Origin of the sequence: Xanthocytophaga agilis, assembly GCF_030068605.1 — a bacterium.
GTDB lineage: Bacteria > Bacteroidota > Bacteroidia > Cytophagales > 172606-1 > Xanthocytophaga > Xanthocytophaga agilis.
Genome location: NZ_JASJOU010000002.1, coordinates 368,326 through 383,724, shown reverse-complemented (window position 1 = coordinate 383,724; position 15,399 = coordinate 368,326). Strand labels below are relative to the sequence as shown.

At 37.2% G+C, this 15,399-nt stretch carries 17 protein-coding genes; all 17 read right to left on the bottom strand.

From position 1 onward, the window contains the following. Positions 1 to 52: 52 nt before the first annotated feature. The gene (locus QNI22_RS08410) at positions 53 to 586 is read right to left on the bottom strand and encodes a hypothetical protein (protein ID WP_314510197.1); all 534 of its coding nucleotides are present in this window, start codon (positions 584 to 586) and stop codon (positions 53 to 55) included. 74 nt (positions 587 to 660) lie between these two features. Next, entirely contained in the window at positions 661 to 1,623 is a 963-nt protein-coding gene (locus QNI22_RS08405; protein ID WP_314510196.1) for a hypothetical protein, read from the bottom strand. Between the two features lie 64 nt (positions 1,624 to 1,687). After that, the gene (locus QNI22_RS08400; RefSeq protein WP_314510195.1) at positions 1,688 to 2,230 is read right to left on the bottom strand and encodes a hypothetical protein; all 543 of its coding nucleotides are present in this window, start codon (positions 2,228 to 2,230) and stop codon (positions 1,688 to 1,690) included. Between the two features lie 91 nt (positions 2,231 to 2,321). Next, positions 2,322 to 2,903 (bottom strand): XkdF-like putative serine protease domain-containing protein, encoded by a 582-nt coding sequence (locus QNI22_RS08395; protein WP_314510194.1) that lies wholly within the window; start codon positions 2,901 to 2,903, stop codon positions 2,322 to 2,324. Positions 2,904 to 2,907: 4 nt separating this feature from the next. Beyond that, on the bottom strand, positions 2,908 to 5,640 hold the full coding sequence (locus tag QNI22_RS08390; RefSeq protein WP_314510193.1) for a hypothetical protein: 2,733 nt from the start codon (positions 5,638 to 5,640) through the stop codon (positions 2,908 to 2,910). Further along, positions 5,641 to 8,082 carry a hypothetical protein gene (locus QNI22_RS08385; RefSeq protein WP_314510192.1) on the bottom strand — a complete coding sequence of 814 codons (2,442 nt, stop codon included), beginning with the start codon at positions 8,080 to 8,082 and terminating at the stop codon, positions 5,641 to 5,643. It lies immediately after the preceding gene. After that, positions 8,079 to 8,474, bottom strand: coding sequence for a hypothetical protein (locus QNI22_RS08380; protein WP_314510191.1), 396 nt, complete (start codon positions 8,472 to 8,474; stop codon positions 8,079 to 8,081). The genes QNI22_RS08385 and QNI22_RS08380 overlap by 4 nt, the downstream gene beginning before the upstream one ends. Beyond that, the gene (locus QNI22_RS08375; protein ID WP_314510190.1) at positions 8,474 to 10,069 is read right to left on the bottom strand and encodes a DUF5977 domain-containing protein; all 1,596 of its coding nucleotides are present in this window, start codon (positions 10,067 to 10,069) and stop codon (positions 8,474 to 8,476) included. The genes QNI22_RS08380 and QNI22_RS08375 overlap by 1 nt, the downstream gene beginning before the upstream one ends. Further along, positions 10,066 to 10,608, bottom strand: coding sequence for a hypothetical protein (locus tag QNI22_RS08370; protein WP_314510189.1), 543 nt, complete (start codon positions 10,606 to 10,608; stop codon positions 10,066 to 10,068). Before QNI22_RS08370 ends, QNI22_RS08375 begins: the two co-directional genes overlap by 4 nt. Positions 10,609 to 10,628: 20 nt before the next feature. Then, positions 10,629 to 11,066, bottom strand: a complete 438-nt coding sequence (locus tag QNI22_RS08365; RefSeq protein ID WP_314510188.1) for a hypothetical protein — start codon at positions 11,064 to 11,066, stop codon at positions 10,629 to 10,631. Positions 11,067 to 11,139: 73 nt separating this feature from the next. Beyond that, positions 11,140 to 11,847 (bottom strand): hypothetical protein, encoded by a 708-nt coding sequence (locus tag QNI22_RS08360; RefSeq protein ID WP_314510187.1) that lies wholly within the window; start codon positions 11,845 to 11,847, stop codon positions 11,140 to 11,142. Continuing rightward, entirely contained in the window at positions 11,848 to 13,296 is a 1,449-nt protein-coding gene (locus QNI22_RS08355) for a phage terminase large subunit family protein (protein ID WP_314510186.1), read from the bottom strand. It lies immediately after the preceding gene. Then, positions 13,293 to 13,778 (bottom strand): hypothetical protein, encoded by a 486-nt coding sequence (locus QNI22_RS08350; RefSeq protein ID WP_314510185.1) that lies wholly within the window; start codon positions 13,776 to 13,778, stop codon positions 13,293 to 13,295. The genes QNI22_RS08355 and QNI22_RS08350 overlap by 4 nt, the downstream gene beginning before the upstream one ends. Then, on the bottom strand, positions 13,771 to 13,941 hold the full coding sequence (locus tag QNI22_RS08345; RefSeq protein ID WP_314510184.1) for a hypothetical protein: 171 nt from the start codon (positions 13,939 to 13,941) through the stop codon (positions 13,771 to 13,773). The genes QNI22_RS08350 and QNI22_RS08345 overlap by 8 nt, the downstream gene beginning before the upstream one ends. Then, positions 13,938 to 14,138 (bottom strand): hypothetical protein, encoded by a 201-nt coding sequence (locus QNI22_RS08340; protein ID WP_314510183.1) that lies wholly within the window; start codon positions 14,136 to 14,138, stop codon positions 13,938 to 13,940. The genes QNI22_RS08345 and QNI22_RS08340 overlap by 4 nt, the downstream gene beginning before the upstream one ends. After that, the gene (locus tag QNI22_RS08335) at positions 14,119 to 14,565 is read right to left on the bottom strand and encodes a hypothetical protein (RefSeq protein WP_314510182.1); all 447 of its coding nucleotides are present in this window, start codon (positions 14,563 to 14,565) and stop codon (positions 14,119 to 14,121) included. The genes QNI22_RS08340 and QNI22_RS08335 overlap by 20 nt, the downstream gene beginning before the upstream one ends. 109 nt (positions 14,566 to 14,674) lie before the next feature. Beyond that, a complete protein-coding gene (locus tag QNI22_RS08330) occupies positions 14,675 to 15,325 on the bottom strand; it encodes a recombinase family protein (protein ID WP_314510181.1) in 651 nt (216 codons plus the stop codon). Positions 15,326 to 15,399 lie beyond the last annotated feature (74 nt).

Here is a 15,399-nt window from a genome sequence, read left to right as displayed (position 1 = left end):
GAAACAAGGTAGCTTTTATAGTACATGAACAAATATTAACGAGTTGGATTAATTATAAACTGATTGCTGAATTAATTAATGATTTTGCCAGAGAACTCTCAATAATTGGCGAATAACCTTTGTTGAGACTGGTTAATGTAAAGGTTTTACCAGCTTCATCACCAGCAGCTGTGCCTGATCCATCAGTACCGGCACTGGATTGTAAACCATTTTGTAATCCCAGTACTCTCCAGGTCCCGTTCTTCCGTTCTACCAAAGCAATGTGTTTACCTAAAAGCAAACTATGAGCCTTTTCCAAACCGGATTCCGTATTGTCTGATACAGTAAAGTTTAGAGTCTGAGTCATAAAGCGATTGGAGCCTTGTCTGGTATATTCATCTGTATAGCCAGCCGAATCTTCCGCTGCAAATATTTCGTTGAATTTAGAGGAGTCAGTTATTGAAATTCCAGTGATTTTGGTTCCACCAGATGTAGCTGTATAACCGGATACCTTTTCATATCCTATCACTGCTATACGGTTTACACCAGCAACATTGAAATCGCAATTGCTACCCCCGAAAGTTGATGTTAAAAAACATGAAGGCATTTATATATAAGTATTAAAAATCTATTTAGTGTGTAAAAGCCTGATGAACCTATCTTCACCAGGCATTATTGGAATTAGGCGTATATTACTTTCTGTTTGCTGATAAGAACAACAGAACCCAAAGTTGCTACCGCTTTGATGAACATTTGATCACCGTAATTTGTGACCTTGCCAATCTCGATTTCACCAATATCACTTAGCAAATCAGTACCCAGTACAATATCAGACCAACGACCAGCAATCATTACATTTTCTGGCAATGGTACAAATTCAATGCGGATACCCAGGAAGTCAAATGAATCACCATTTACACCGAATACATCTCTGTACTGTTCTGCCTGGTTTGCTTGTTTGATTAATTTGCGTACAGACCATGGTGCAAAGATTACTGCTTCGCCAGACTGTTCAACAGCTGCTGGGATAGCCGTATATACTTTGTTAAACTCAGTTTTTAGGTTAGAAATAGTCAGTGTAGTACCGGTTACGTTGATAGTATCCGCTTTCTTCACAGCTTGCGCCAATACACCATCAGTTAAATCAGGTGCTAATGCTGCAATAACTGTTTTTTGGTTAGACGGAGCTGAACCTGATGCAATGGCTGTTTTGGTTGCAGATGCAACACCTTGCCAGTATTTCTTTTCATAGGATAAACCTAAACGAGGGATAGAATAAGAAAGTACAGCCTGAGTGAACTCATCAGAAGTGACATTCTTTGCGCCAGCAGACATAGATTCTTCAAAACGAGTGTTACGAAGGTCATCATAGGTAAAAGTGGCCAGAGCCATTATCTTTTTAGGGCTGATCAATTCGTCAGCAGCTGACAATGCATCTGTATATTGAGTGATATCAGGACTGGAAGTATAACCTGACCAGTTTATATCTCCACCCATAGTGGTTACTGGGCGTTCAGATTTAACGTTATCTAATACACGTACTACATTAGATCTACTTACTGTATTGTTTGAGTATAAAATTTCTGAAAAAATCTCTTCAAAATGTTTTGCTTTAAATTGGTTGGGTGAATAAGTAAAAGCCATTTAAGGTTTCATAGTTGTAATTTATTTAGGGTGGTTTCCAATAAGTTGCCTTATTGGAAAAGACTTATTTTGCCAGTTCACGAGCTATTTTCAATCGCATTTGGGCTTTTGAAAGCTTCTCTGGTTCAGTGACTGGATTTGCAATAATTTTTTTATCGGCTGGTTGTGATTCCAGCTTTGAAAGCTTTTCCAGGATAGAATTCAATTGAGTTTCATGTTCTGATAGCTTCAATTTTTCTTCTGAAAGTTGAGATTCGAGTTGTTGAGTACTGGCCAGTGCAGACAATACATCTTGTGGGGATAGCTTGCTGGTAAGTTTGCCAGATGCAACCGTAATTACGCTTCCATCGGATAACATATGTAACCCATCAGGGGCTGGGGATAGGCTACCATCTTCAGCAATGACTGATACTACATCTTCTGTAATATCGATTGCAGTACCATCAATAAGGCTGACACTTTCTAGTTTGGTTTCAGCTTCTGGGGCTGGTTCAGGAGTTGGATTTTCTTCTTCCAGCTTTGTTTCTGGGGTAGGAGTCTCTTCAGCTTGAATTTCCTGTTCAAACAGCTTCTCAATTATTTTTTGGAACTTATCTTTGATTGTCAATTCATAAAAATCTAACTTTAATTAGGTGTGTATTCTTCACTATACATATGTATAATATGAAAACTTGGTTTTATCCGATATGAGTAAAAATTTATTTTAAAATATCTGCCAACAGATCATCCATTAATTGATCCAGGGTTGGTTCTTCATCTTTTGGTAGCTTAGTTTCAATAGTTTCAAAGACTCCTTCCAAACTAAAACCGGTAACCTCATTCGTTAATATTTTTTCATTCCAGAATTGGGTATCTGATACATGATATGTTGAAAGCCAGCTTCCAACAGGTAAATCAAAACCCAACGCAACGGATTTATCGTTTTCTGAGGTCTTGATCCAGCTTTCTATCAGAGTTGCACTAACTGTATACTCTGAATTATGATCAAAATTGGATAACTTCAGATTACCGGTCTGAGTATGAAACTTATTGCGGATCTTTTCAATTGTATCAGATGAAAATCGGATCATGTACATCTCATTTCCATTCATTCTAGGTATGAGTTTGTCAGGGATGATTACTGCAGATGTCAAATACTGTTTGTATTCATCTTTGGCAAATAACATAGGTTCTTTGGACAGCTTAATAGCTTCTACTTCCATTGCGGGAGATTTGACAAATGAAACCAGTTGTACACCTGTTTCATCTTCATCATTAATTCGGATATCGTATATTTTCATAGTTTTAGCTTACTGAGTATTCTTTAATGTTTGTTATTTGTGCTTGTTTTTTGGTGATTTCTGTCACATCAACTTGAACTGGTCTGTTAGCTAGTGCGGTATTAGTTTGATTCAATCTTTTCAATTCAGATAATATCTCAGATGCAGAATTATTTGATTGATTAATCTGGGTTGTTGTATTCAAGTCCGGAATTACGCCTCCTGTTTCCATCTTCATTACAGGCACCGCTTTAAAGCGAACTTTATCACCCATACGGTTGATTGTTTCCAGTGCAGAAAGATTATTAGCTGTAGCACGTTTGTTTGTGACATATTCATTCCCTTCTACTTCTATGCCGGTATTACCAACTGGTATACCACCATTGGAATGACTAGGTCCGGAAAGCAGACCTCCATCAGCCATTTTAACCTTTGTGGCTAATTGTTTTGCGGATGCTACAGCAGCCACAACTGCGGCTAATGCGGCCACAATCGCAATGATGTTACCCGGAAAAGGCACTTTTGAACCACTTTTAATAGCTTCTATACCAGCTTGTACAGCACTCACAGCGGTTGCAGTCTGGTTAACTGCTGTAGCTATTTGTGATAACCTAGTTGTGACTTGAATTTGCTTCTGAGTCTCTTTCTGAAGTTTGGCTTTTTCTGCTTCTGACTTCTTTTGTCTGGCATCTTCAGCTTCCCGTTCTGCTGCTAGTTGTGCACGTTTTTCACGTTCATCTTCCAGTTGTTGAATGATTGCTTCTCTCTGTGATCCGGTAGCTTCCAGGAGTTTTTCTTCCAGACTATTAATATTGTCAGCTGCTTCTTCATACTGCTCTGTCAACTGGTCAATCTTTTCCTTACTCTTCTCAATTCTCTCATCTATGACTTCAATCTGAGAGTCAAAAGATTGTTGAAAAACAGAAATCAATGTGTTGACAGCTGTAAGGGTTTGGGAAGTAATCTCAGATAATCCCGTTATATACTTTTCACTGATCTGTTTTTGGCTGGAGTCAATGATTTCTTTGCGCTTCTCTTCCGTTGCAACAGTTATTTCATAGATGTTGTTATAGTAATCTGTATTCAAAGCAAGTAATTCATCATTAGTCAGTTTCTCTTCCGATTTTCTGCGTAGTAACTGGTTTCGTAGTAGTTCAATGTGTTTGGATTCAGATTGTTTTAATGCTTCCAGTCTCTTTTCTTCTGTAGCAGTTGTATCATCTACTGTGAACCCCAGTCTACGAATGGATTCCTGCATAGTTTTTTCCTGTGCATCCAGATTTTTCTTTTGAAGTTCTTTTTGTTTTTCAGAAGCTTCTTTTTGAATATCCAGTACAGACTGATTATAGTCTTTTTCAATTTCCAGTCTCTTATTGGCTGATTGCAGGGTAATCACTTCTTTCTGTTTGGTTGTTAAGTCTTCCTGAGCCAGTTGTTGCTGGGTGGTTTTGTCCAGAAGTACCAGTTCTTTTTGACGAATATCTGCCAGGATTTTTAACCTTTTAGATTCTGGCAAGTTGTCATCATCCAATAAGGTTTTTTGGGCATTCAGTTTGGCTTGAAGTATATCCAACTCTGCCTGCAGATCTTTTTGCCGTATTTCTTTTGCCTTATCAGCCAGTTCTTTTCGTTTGGCAAGTACAAGGATTGTTATCTCACTTTCTTTATCAAGTACTTCCTTCTTTTTATTCTGGTAGTCTTCACTTTCAATATCTTCAATTGCTTTTAGCTGAGATTTAAGCAATTTTAATTCATCATCAGCAATCTTTTTACGAATAGCAAACGAATCCTTCCCTGATGCTTCCTGTTGGGCTTGAAGTCTCTTGTTTGAATCAATAGTTAACTGTAGGAGTTTATTTGTCGCTTCTTCGGCAAGTTCTTTGTTCTTTTCATCAACACCACGATAGAATGCAGCCGATACAGATGAACCAAACGAAGAAAAGTCTTTCAGGAATTTATCCCTTGCCGCTTGATCGAAACCACTTGTAATTACGTCGAATGCATTTGAACCTAATGTGACGATGGATTTAAAGAATTGTTTGCCGGCTTCCAGTGCACCGGAGAACAATTGTGAGAAACCACCTACTTTCGTTTCAAAGAAAGTAATGGCTTTGTTAACAGGTTCAAATGATTTGGCAAATGCAATTACTTTGGCCTTAATGGTATCAAAATTGCTAATGATAGCCCCTAATGCAATCAGAAATATACCAATCCCTGTACTAATGATCGCTGTTTTCGTTACCGATCCGAATAGCTTACTGGCAAGTGTTGCTTTTCCTGTATTTTGGGCTACTTCTAAACCTGCACTGGATAGTCCCAGCATAGATTTCAGGTTCTTCAGGTTTTCACCTGTCAGACCTTCCATTAATGACTTATATCCTTGCAAGGCCAGTAATACAGTTTCAACAGATTGCTGATACTTCTGAACCTGTTCTTCACTTAACCCAATAGATTTACCAAAAGCAGCACTGGCAGCAGTTGCAATAGAAAATGCACCGGCTAATGATTCTCCAGCTGCTGCAATAGTGCCTAGTTTTTGTTCAATGGTTAGCTTCTCAACAGATTGTTCAAAGATTTCCATCTGCGTATTTGCAGCCTGAAGCTTTCTTTGCAGATCAGAGAATTCTTTAGATCCAAACTTGGCACTATCCAGTTGGTTTTCTAATGATTCGATTTCTTCTTTGAGTTCACCTATACTACTGATTGCGGTAGTAACTCCGTTCAGGACTAGTTTGTATTCTTTTGTATTTGCAGCCAATTACACGATTAATTTGAATATAGTTATGTCCGCTTCTGCGGTTTGAGGACGGAATTTTTCGATTCTATCCAGCAAGTAGAGATCACTATTTAATTTTAACAGTTGCCTACCACTCATGTTCTTAAATAGTAATGCGTCCATTTTAATTGGTCCGGAAGTGAGAAATGATTGATCCAGATTACGGTATGTTTTCTTATATAGTCTTTCAGTAATTGATTCCGAATTAGTTGTAAGATCCAGACCATAGTCTTGCATAGTCTGAGTAAGGCCAGAATTGCCAATGATGTTTGGATCTGTTGTAAATGAAAATCCAGTTACAGCTAATAGCTTATAATCTTCCTGTAAATAGTAATCCAGTTCATATACTGGTTGCTGATCCAGGGCAAAAAAGGTTAAATGAGGAATAGATTTTCCTGTTGCAAAAAACGATCTGACAAACTTTCCCATTGGTAATACAGCTTGTGATCCCTGATCCAGATAGTATTGTTCGTTATAGTAGCCTCCATAGAATAAGGCTAATCTGGGTGTATAGTTGAATCCGTTACTATAGGCAATACTGGTTAGGTTTGCCATTTTATAGTTATCTGAGGTCAGCACAAATGGAAGTGTGGCTGAAAAAACATAGTCACTATCAGATAGCCAGTTTCTACGAAAGAAATACAACGGTGCAAAGGGGATTGTCTTCGCTTCTGTATTCATTGCTGAATTAACCAGCTGATAATAGGTTTGAGTTTGACCAGTAGCAACTGTTTTCAACACATAATCATTACTATCATTTGCATACAAAAATTGAGAAGCCAGGACTGTATCCTCATCAAAAGGTTCTTCTTTGAAATCATTCAGATTTAACCTTTTTGACAGATCAATGATGTTGTTCTTATTCAGGTCAAAGAATTCATCTCTACGATAGAAGGTAAGTGTCTTTGTTTCTGTATCAGTCTGATAAAACAGATTGAATAGTTTGAATAGAGCATTGACAAAGTCAATCTTTTTCAGATTAGGCAAAAAATCAGCTGGGTTAATCTGAGTTTTGCCATTGCAGGAAGCAATAGCTATAGTATCACCAGAGCCGGAAGTGCTATTTCCTCTAAACTCAAATACAGGCTTTGTATTCTCCAATGACCAGTAGTAAAACTGAAGCTGATACTGTTTCCCCTCTTCCAGTTGTACTTTCAGGGTTTTATTTAAATGCCGTATTTCATTTGAATCAGCAGTCCTCAGATATTCACTATATAATGTGTTCGCATCTGCTTTGTATAATCCTCTTAGTGTTGGATATTGCCGTTCAAAATCCATATCCAGGAATTGAGATTCGGTTACTTCGCGAAAGGCAAAGAACAGTTCGGAACCATTGGTATCACTTATAAAATCCGATGTTCTTGACCAGGTGCTTAAACCTAGTTCGTCGTATCTGTATATGTCCCAGGTAGAGAAAAGTAGATCCAGATTGAACGTATATTCTCCTGAGTATTTGCAGGTATACGTTGGGTTGCCTCCATTTGTATGTACACTTTCTGGAGTCTGAAGAGAGAATGAGAAATCACCTTCTATAACGTTTAGATAGGGAACTATGCAACTGATTTTCCCATAGTTCAGGGTAGTAACTGTTTCTAATCTGGTTTTCAGTAGGGTAATTGGACGAGTTGTACTATTTACAAGCTTTGCAGTGTCACTTACTTTAATGGTATTGCTTTTCAACGGATTCAGCGTTCCATAATTGTATGGATTTTGGTCATCCTGGTTGGAATATAACAGGATCAATCTCCGAAAGTCTTCACTGTGCAGTACATCACCCTTAAGAGTCCATCCAGCATCACGAAATATGTTTTCAAAGATTGCACCAGTGAATAAAGATAACCCATAATCATGATAGCCAGCTGCATAGGTAATACCTTCCAATTCGTAGAAGGTCTGATAATATTCTTTGAAACTGCCTAATTTAGCATATCCATCTGGAACTAACGTAAACGCAATCTCTGATTGATGTGGATCAGAAAGATAGGAGGGAACATAATACCAATCTTCTCCCAGATAGCTATGTACAGTGGAATCTCCGGAAAATGGAACTGGAGTAAAAGACTGAATATCTCGGATAGATCCATCTCCAATAATACTGGCGATCTTCAGGTCTTTGGAGCCTGAAAGAAAACAACTATATCCATTACTATTATTCTCTTTGTGTACAAGTTCCCCATCAAAAATAATGGTATCAGCATATAATAATGTACCCTCATATACACCTTTGAACTTGCCTATCTTCTGTCTGTCGTTTTCCCGATTGAAGATTAGATTGTTGACTTTCGTATAGGGTAAAGTAAATGTATATGAGTATGATCCTGTCTTTTTTGTGGGATCATTGTAATCTGAGACAATCTTATCGAAAGCCAGATCTATTGTGTCTGATAGTTGGGCTAGTTTGCCATTGATATATAATTGAATCAAAGTGATAGTACATTTTCATTATATTGAGGTAATACATTCAATTCAATACTGAACAGCTGAAGGGTGTTATCCTTTTCATATTTGGTAGCCGTAATCATTACATATTTGCCATTAATGAAAAGCATAGGGGATAGTACCAGGTCTTTCAACCAGTCAAAATATTCCATGCTATACCATTGGGTGTAGTAAGTAAGTATTTTCTCTGTTGTTACAGTTCGGGTCTTATTGTGATCTTTAGATCCAAAGTATTGTACTTCCGTATCCAGCTTTTCAATTTTATATTTGGTTAGCTGGACCTGTTCAAATACACCAAACCGGTTCATGAACAAACATGAAATAGGAGAGTCCAGCGATTGAGTGATAATAAATGTTTTCTTTTCTGTTAGTTGCATTATATAATATATCCAGTACCAGGTTTAATGATATAATTATTGGTGTGTCTATACCATTCATTGCCATTGGAATCATATCTGGAATCCTCCAATACATAAGCAGCTGCTAATAGACTGGATGCAATAGTGGGTGTTTCCGTGAAAGAATATGATGCACCATCATTTATTTCTTCCAGGTTGAAAGTAATGGTTCCTCCAGGATTATAGGCAGTTCCGTACATAGTCACATCCAACCAAACGTCAGCCGTTGAATATGTGCCTCCATATTGATCTGGGAATGTTATGGATATATTGGCATAGCGAATGCTAGCACGTATAGTACCAATCGTAGATACACATGTACCAGAAAGGTTTGCAGTAGTTTGTCCTGATGTTGCAATTTCTGCCAGTGCTAATTGATTGGCAGCTTGCTGACTGATCAACGAATTATACTTCGCGAAAGGTACAGTGTAATTAATGGAAGTACCAGTATACCCTGAAGTACAATCATTTCTGGTAAATCCGGATTGCGCATAAGCACTGAAATAAGGTGATTGAACAGTTTTGGAAACTACTGTCTGATTCCTTTTAATATAGAATGTAATTGAACCTCCGGAATAATAACTAAACGTTTTTCCTGTTGATTGAATAGGAATATAATTGATGCCATTAGTTGAAAACTCATAACCAAATCCCTCTTCACCACCTATTAAGTCACTGATCACAAACTTTCTTTCTATGACTGATCCAGAAATTATTGTATAACCAGAATATGCTACTTGAAAATCTATGTCAGGCATTTGACAAGTACCATCATCAATAGTCGCGACATCATTGTAGTTGGGTGCATTAGGTAAGGTACAACCGTACACGATTGGATCAGCTGTGTCTAACCAGACAGCGAACCTGTCAATATCTGTAGATCCTGTAAATAAAGTTGAAGGCTTAATCCTGAATTCGTAAGTCCCACCAGTAGCGATTTGATAGGTTTTTACAGTTATATTGGTTTGTGTGAAACCTGTGATTCTGTATATATCAGCTTTTAGATTGATAGTAGAAGCAGATAAATTGTTTTTCGGGATGATTACGGAAAGAATGAATTCTTCATCATCAGCCATCTCAATAGTATCAGGTGAATTACTTAAAAACTTTCGGTTACCATTAACGTAATTTACATGCCACAACCCAAAATTGTAATCCTCCATTGGTAAAGCTGACCTGGTTGCAAATTTTGCTTTTGATTGATACTGAATAGTTTTAATCTGAGTATTGCCAGAGGTATAACTAACAGTACCAGCTTTTATAAAATAGCCTATATAGTTGTTAGAATGACCTGAAGTAATGGGTATCTCTGGATTATCCAACATAGACTGAAGAATAAGAGATACATCAAAGGATACTTTACCATCTCCAGATCCGTTTTTGATCAGAGTATCTATATATGAGCTTCCAGTTAAAGAAACCTGATTGGAACTCTGTTTTAAATCTTTACCGGATAGTTGATAGATATCACAGAAGTACAGATCACCAACCGTATAGCCAGTATCAGTAAATCCAAATTCTACTTTATTAAAAGCTGCTGAAAGGTATTGTGGTTCTTTGGTAAGAGTGATCATTTATTAAATAAAAAGTCTATCTCTGTTATTATTTGTGGTACTATTATCTGGTCAATGGCTTCAACTAATACTTGTTCCCCATATTGGATGGAAGCTTGAATAAAAGGTCTGGCTTTTATACCGTTCTTATAAATGCTATTCTGGATGGCATAGGCAAGTGCGTTAATTGAACTTACAGACCTTTTCACAAACTTGCCTTTACTGTTCCGTCCTCTTATTCGATACCTGCGAATCCAGGCAATCAGAGATTTAATAGGCACCTTCTTTATTTTAGCTTTTCTACCTTGATCAATGTTTATTGCATAGCTGGGTAGCTGTATATTGACACCATCTGTATTGAAACTTACTTTTGTAGTGTTGACAAGTCCGGATTTATCTTTCCGAAATTTATGGTTGCCTCCTTTTTCTGCAGTAATGATAATGTAGTCCTTAACCAGTTGGGCTAACTGTTGTAAGTCCTGGTCCAGTGCCGGTTTGACTCTTTCAATGGGTAATACCTGACCTGTTCCTTTGGTTCTTATTTTGCCTATCAATGCCATATCTATAAATAGAGACTGGACTAACTAAATATGTCATTACATTTTATTGGCATTTTGGTGACTGTTGCAGTAAATTCCATTCTTATACCTACAGCCTGATCAGAACCAGTTTCATCATAGGTTAGATAACTGCCATCTGATACAGATACAAACCGTTCTTTTAGTTTCTCTTTGATCTGGGAAAGGATCTGTTTACACTTGGATAGTGTTAGAATACGTTGGTTTTCTACATCAAATCTGTCCAACACATTCAAAGCAATGCTATACTCTTCTGTTTGTTTATCTTCCTGAATTTGGAATGGTAATTCAAGGAATGCCAACGGATATAGATTCTGATCTGCAAAGTCTGCTGTTTCTCCATAATCTACTTTAGCTATAGCTGGATGACTAGCAGATACTCCGGTTACAGAACAAAAGACATCCAGTAAATCCTGTCCTGCATTTTTATTAAACTCCATTAAAGGTTTTCGATTTTTAAACTTTTATTTAAGGACTCTCTATCCATCCTGTAAACCAGGTAATCAAAGGCTGTCATGACTGGGAGATTTTCGATAATAGGAATTTGACCAGGAGTTTCTGCCACCATATCATAGATATAACTCCACCAACCGTAGGCTTTCCAGAATTGGGTTTGTAGATCTTGTTTAGTTCTTTCAGTGTCTGAATTAGGTGTTTTCTCATCTCCGTTACCAGTAAATAGTTTTGGAAATGTGCTTCTGATTGTCTTGAACTGGATAAAAAAAAAGCAGCCACGCATAATACTATACTTGCAGGTAATTGTTTAAATCCTTCAGCACGTTCCATCACATCATAATCTTCATATTTTTCACCAGACAAACGTACAAGTATTGCCAGTTGATAGGGATAGGATTCTAAACCTTCCAGAACAGATGTAGATTTTTCCCAGTCAGCAAATTCTTTAAAAGTGGCTTTTTGCAGGTCTTTGACTGTATAAGTCTGGTTATTGTGTTTGAATTGTTTGATAGGTTCGAACTCTTTGGTAAGTTCTTCAAATAGTTGTACTTGCTCTATTAACTTAATAACCAGCACTGGTTCTGCATCATTGATCAGTTCTTCATCCAGGCCACTGAGTAGTGCCAGTATTTTACCGGACTTTTCCAGGTTGGAAAGTTCTGTTTGTTTCTGGATTTGGATGATTTGTAGCAATTCAGCAAATGTTAATTCTGCAAGCTGAGTTTTTAAAGTGTGGGGTTTACTATCAATTTGAAAATCTATCATTTATGCTAAAAAGAATTCTATTTGTTTACTCTTATTTTTAACTGCATATACTGTGCAGTCTACTAACTCGTCATGTTTCCCATTTGGAAAGGTGATAAGTTGGCTAATGTATTCTTCATTCCAATTCCCTTCTATCAAGTGTAGTTTACCACTTTCCGCAAACGCTGTGATGGATTCTGCACGTATGAACTTACTATCACGTCCTGGTTGCAATTCAATGACATTCCAGTTAGTTGTTAGTTTCAACTGACTGATGATGGACTTACCAGAAGATTTACCTTCGATCATTACCCGGCTTTCAGGTTTTAGATAACTGGGTAATACTTCACGTAGGTATTTCAATAGATTGGTAAAGTCTTTTCTGACATTCTGTATCCAGTTGATATATAACTCATCACCTTTATAACAATACACTAAAATACCTGTAGGGTCATTGTTCTGTTTTTCCGTTTCTGCCGGGTCAATAATTACATTCCAGGTTATTTTATCTTGGTCTGGTGTATCTTTATTTTTGAATCGGATATCAAATTCACTTCGTTTGATAATCTTAAACCAGTCACGTTTGAATAACAAGCCATCGGCTGGAGCTGGACTTTGTAAATACTGGCCAGCGTATTTGCGACTACCCAGGTTCTTTTTGTATTGTTCGATAATCTGGGTATCGAATCTATCAGGCCAAAGAAGATTATCTTTATAAAATTCTTTCAGGCTTTCCGGTTTGACATCATCAGTTAATTCGACAGGTAAACAGATATGTTCATATGACTCAGGTGAATTCTCTAATAGATAACTTGTTAGATCTTTCTCGTTTAACCGTTGCTGAACAATAATCCGTACATCACTTTTTTCGTTGTTTAAACGGTTGTAAGCCGTCCCCTTGAACCAGTTGATAGTGTTCTGACTTTCTGCCTCTGATTCAGCCTGGGATGGCATTTGCGGGTCGTCTACCAAAAGGAAGTTAGCACCTTTACCTGTAAGTGTACCTTCAATAGAAGTACTAATTCGTTGACCACCATCTATATTAATAAAGCTGGATTTCGTATTGCTGTCATCTTTTATATGAAGATTTGGAAATCTTGCTTTCAACCAATCACTTTGCAATAAGTCCCGAGACTTAACCGATAACTCAAGTGATAGTGAAGATGAATATGAAGCACATATAAACTTCAATCTGGAATCTTTCAACCAACACCAGACTGGAAAAGCCACTGAAATAATTAACGACTTGCTGGTTCTGGGGGGAATATTGATGATGATATCTTTCTGCTTTCTTTCCTTCCGGATTATACGTTCACATTCCTGCTGTAATCGGTCACATAGATACTTTATAAACCATCCATCAATGTATTCAACACCAGGTTCCAAAACTGAAAAACTTCCTTTGTAGAATTCATAAAAGGACTTTCGATATAACTCTGCTTCAACCTGGAATAATGATGCTTGTATCAATTCTTCTCATCACTTTGAGCTTTAATTAGTAATGACTGATACAACTTTAATTCATCAGTATTCAGCTTTGAAAGATCAACCTCACTATTTTGATTGAGATTAAGGTTTGCTGTTTTTACAATGCCATCAAGGCCTTCCATATTTTTAATTGAATCCAAAGTACTTTTTGCCACTCCAAGGTTTCCATCTTCCATTGCCTTCTCAAAGATCCTTTGGTATTGGAGTCTGATACGGTTAGCCGTTTTAATTGCGGATTCCTGACGGTGCTGATTTAGAATTGAGTCAGCCTCTGTCATGTACTTCTTTGCGTTTCGTTCAGTGCAATCATATTTGGCTGCAAATGCCTTAACAATTGCATTGTAACGCATACCCTGACTCATGCAATCGAAAATGAATTCAATACGCTCATTTTTATTTGCAGTTTTTATAATAGCTGGGACTTTATTCATCACTGCCAAACCCTTCTCAGTCTTACTACCCATTTACCATTTTTATATTAAAGTTTTGTTCAAACTCTTCAACCTGCATTATCAACACATCTTCCATTTCATACTGGGTATCTGAGATAATGTCAAATAGGCTTTGTGCCATTCTGGTAGTCTGAGTTTGTTGGTATTCTGCATCAATCAATTCTGCAATACTCATTCACTTTCCGGTTGACTTTTAATTAGATCACGTAGTGTTGTGATGCGTTCTTTAATGCAGGGCTTACAACTGGTAGGTCCGTGTTTTATTCCGATATGTTGGGTAAGTATATCTGCAACCTGTTGGTTTTGCTGTTCTGTGACTTGTCCGGTTTTCTCAATGTCATCCAGCAATTCTTTAATCATCTGATAGTCCATATCTGTGAGCTATATCTTCTTTAATTTTATTTACAGTTTGGTAGGTTTTCCGATAACTCCAACCCAGATCATCAGCCAACTGCTGATAAGTAGCCTTATGAACCACATAGGCTTTAAATGCACATGCTTCTAAAAATGGATAAGTACTGAATGCATACTGCATAATCGAATCATATAGGTTGAAATCATCAACAACTGACTGATCTGCAATCTGGTTGTAATACTCATTTGCATTTTTGCTTTCACGTTTCTGTCTGTTCTTTTCCTGAACCTGGTTATTTAAACAAGACAACAACAAGTACGACTCTAGTTTTTCGTAGTCGTCGGTAAAGGCTACGGAACCATTTTGTATCTTATCATAAATATTTAGTACCAGTTCAGATAATAGATCTTCAGTTGCATTAGTTTTTGTTCGCAGCCTGGACATATTGTTCGCATACCATGCTAGAAATTGTTCTGGGGTTACCAATGTTCCTTTTATTGTAAATAGGAGCAGGACTCTATTTTAGGAAGGATAGAAATAAAAAAAGCCGGATTTAATTTCCGGCTGAAAGAAGGTTTTTGATAGTCTGAGGTTTGAAAGATTTTCCGTTAATAGTATGAAAATCCAGTTCATTTAATTTATCTGCAATCTGCTGGAGAGTTAATCCATTGTTCCTGTATAAATTTGCTAGCTCTCTATGTTTTTTGTAGAAGTCTTTATTTTTTGTTTGCCTACTTAAAATAGACTTAGTTACAGAATCCGGTTTGAAGTTATTCTTACCTAGTTTGAAACCCAGTGATTTTTTTGCAGCTAATGCCGCTTTTGTTCGTTCACTTATCAGTTTGCGTTCGTGTTGTGCTAATGCTGCAAAGATATTGATGGTTAATTCATTGGCTTCCGGCATATCACAGCATTGGAAACGTACTCCAGCTTCCATTAAGTTGTTGATGAAACCAACGTTTCTGGATAACCTATCCAGCTTTGCAATTACCAGTGTTGCACCTATCTTTTTGCACTCTGTCAAGGCACTCACTAATTGAATCGTACCGTTCCCTTTACCTGAAATAACCTCAGTATATTCTGACACAATTGTGCCATTTTTGCAATGACTATGCACAGTTTGACGCTGTGCTTCCAATCCTAATCCGGACTGGCCTTGTTTCTGCGTACTGACCCTATAATAAGCAATGTATTGTTTTTTCATTCTGAAAATCAAATAGTTATAAATTTTATTGAACGCCCGTTTAGCTATTTTGAAAAATCTAATTTACAAAATGC

Coding starts and splice junctions, on each gene's coding strand:
- QNI22_RS08410 (WP_314510197.1), bottom strand. CDS start 586: ATGCCTTCATGTTTTTTAACATCAACTTTCGGGGGTAGCAATTGCGAT.
- QNI22_RS08405 (WP_314510196.1), bottom strand. CDS start 1,623: ATGGCTTTTACTTATTCACCCAACCAATTTAAAGCAAAACATTTTGAA.
- QNI22_RS08395 (WP_314510194.1), bottom strand. CDS start 2,903: ATGAAAATATACGATATCCGAATTAATGATGAAGATGAAACAGGTGTA.
- QNI22_RS08380 (WP_314510191.1), bottom strand. CDS start 8,474: ATGCAACTAACAGAAAAGAAAACATTTATTATCACTCAATCGCTGGAC.
- QNI22_RS08375 (WP_314510190.1), bottom strand. CDS start 10,069: ATGATCACTCTTACCAAAGAACCACAATACCTTTCAGCAGCTTTTAAT.
- QNI22_RS08370 (WP_314510189.1), bottom strand. CDS start 10,608: ATGGCATTGATAGGCAAAATAAGAACCAAAGGAACAGGTCAGGTATTA.
- QNI22_RS08365 (WP_314510188.1), bottom strand. CDS start 11,066: ATGGAGTTTAATAAAAATGCAGGACAGGATTTACTGGATGTCTTTTGT.
- QNI22_RS08360 (WP_314510187.1), bottom strand. CDS start 11,847: ATGATAGATTTTCAAATTGATAGTAAACCCCACACTTTAAAAACTCAG.
- QNI22_RS08350 (WP_314510185.1), bottom strand. CDS start 13,778: ATGGGTAGTAAGACTGAGAAGGGTTTGGCAGTGATGAATAAAGTCCCA.
- QNI22_RS08345 (WP_314510184.1), bottom strand. CDS start 13,941: ATGAGTATTGCAGAATTGATTGATGCAGAATACCAACAAACTCAGACT.
- QNI22_RS08340 (WP_314510183.1), bottom strand. CDS start 14,138: ATGGACTATCAGATGATTAAAGAATTGCTGGATGACATTGAGAAAACC.
- QNI22_RS08335 (WP_314510182.1), bottom strand. CDS start 14,565: ATGTCCAGGCTGCGAACAAAAACTAATGCAACTGAAGATCTATTATCT.
- QNI22_RS08330 (WP_314510181.1), bottom strand. CDS start 15,325: ATGAAAAAACAATACATTGCTTATTATAGGGTCAGTACGCAGAAACAA.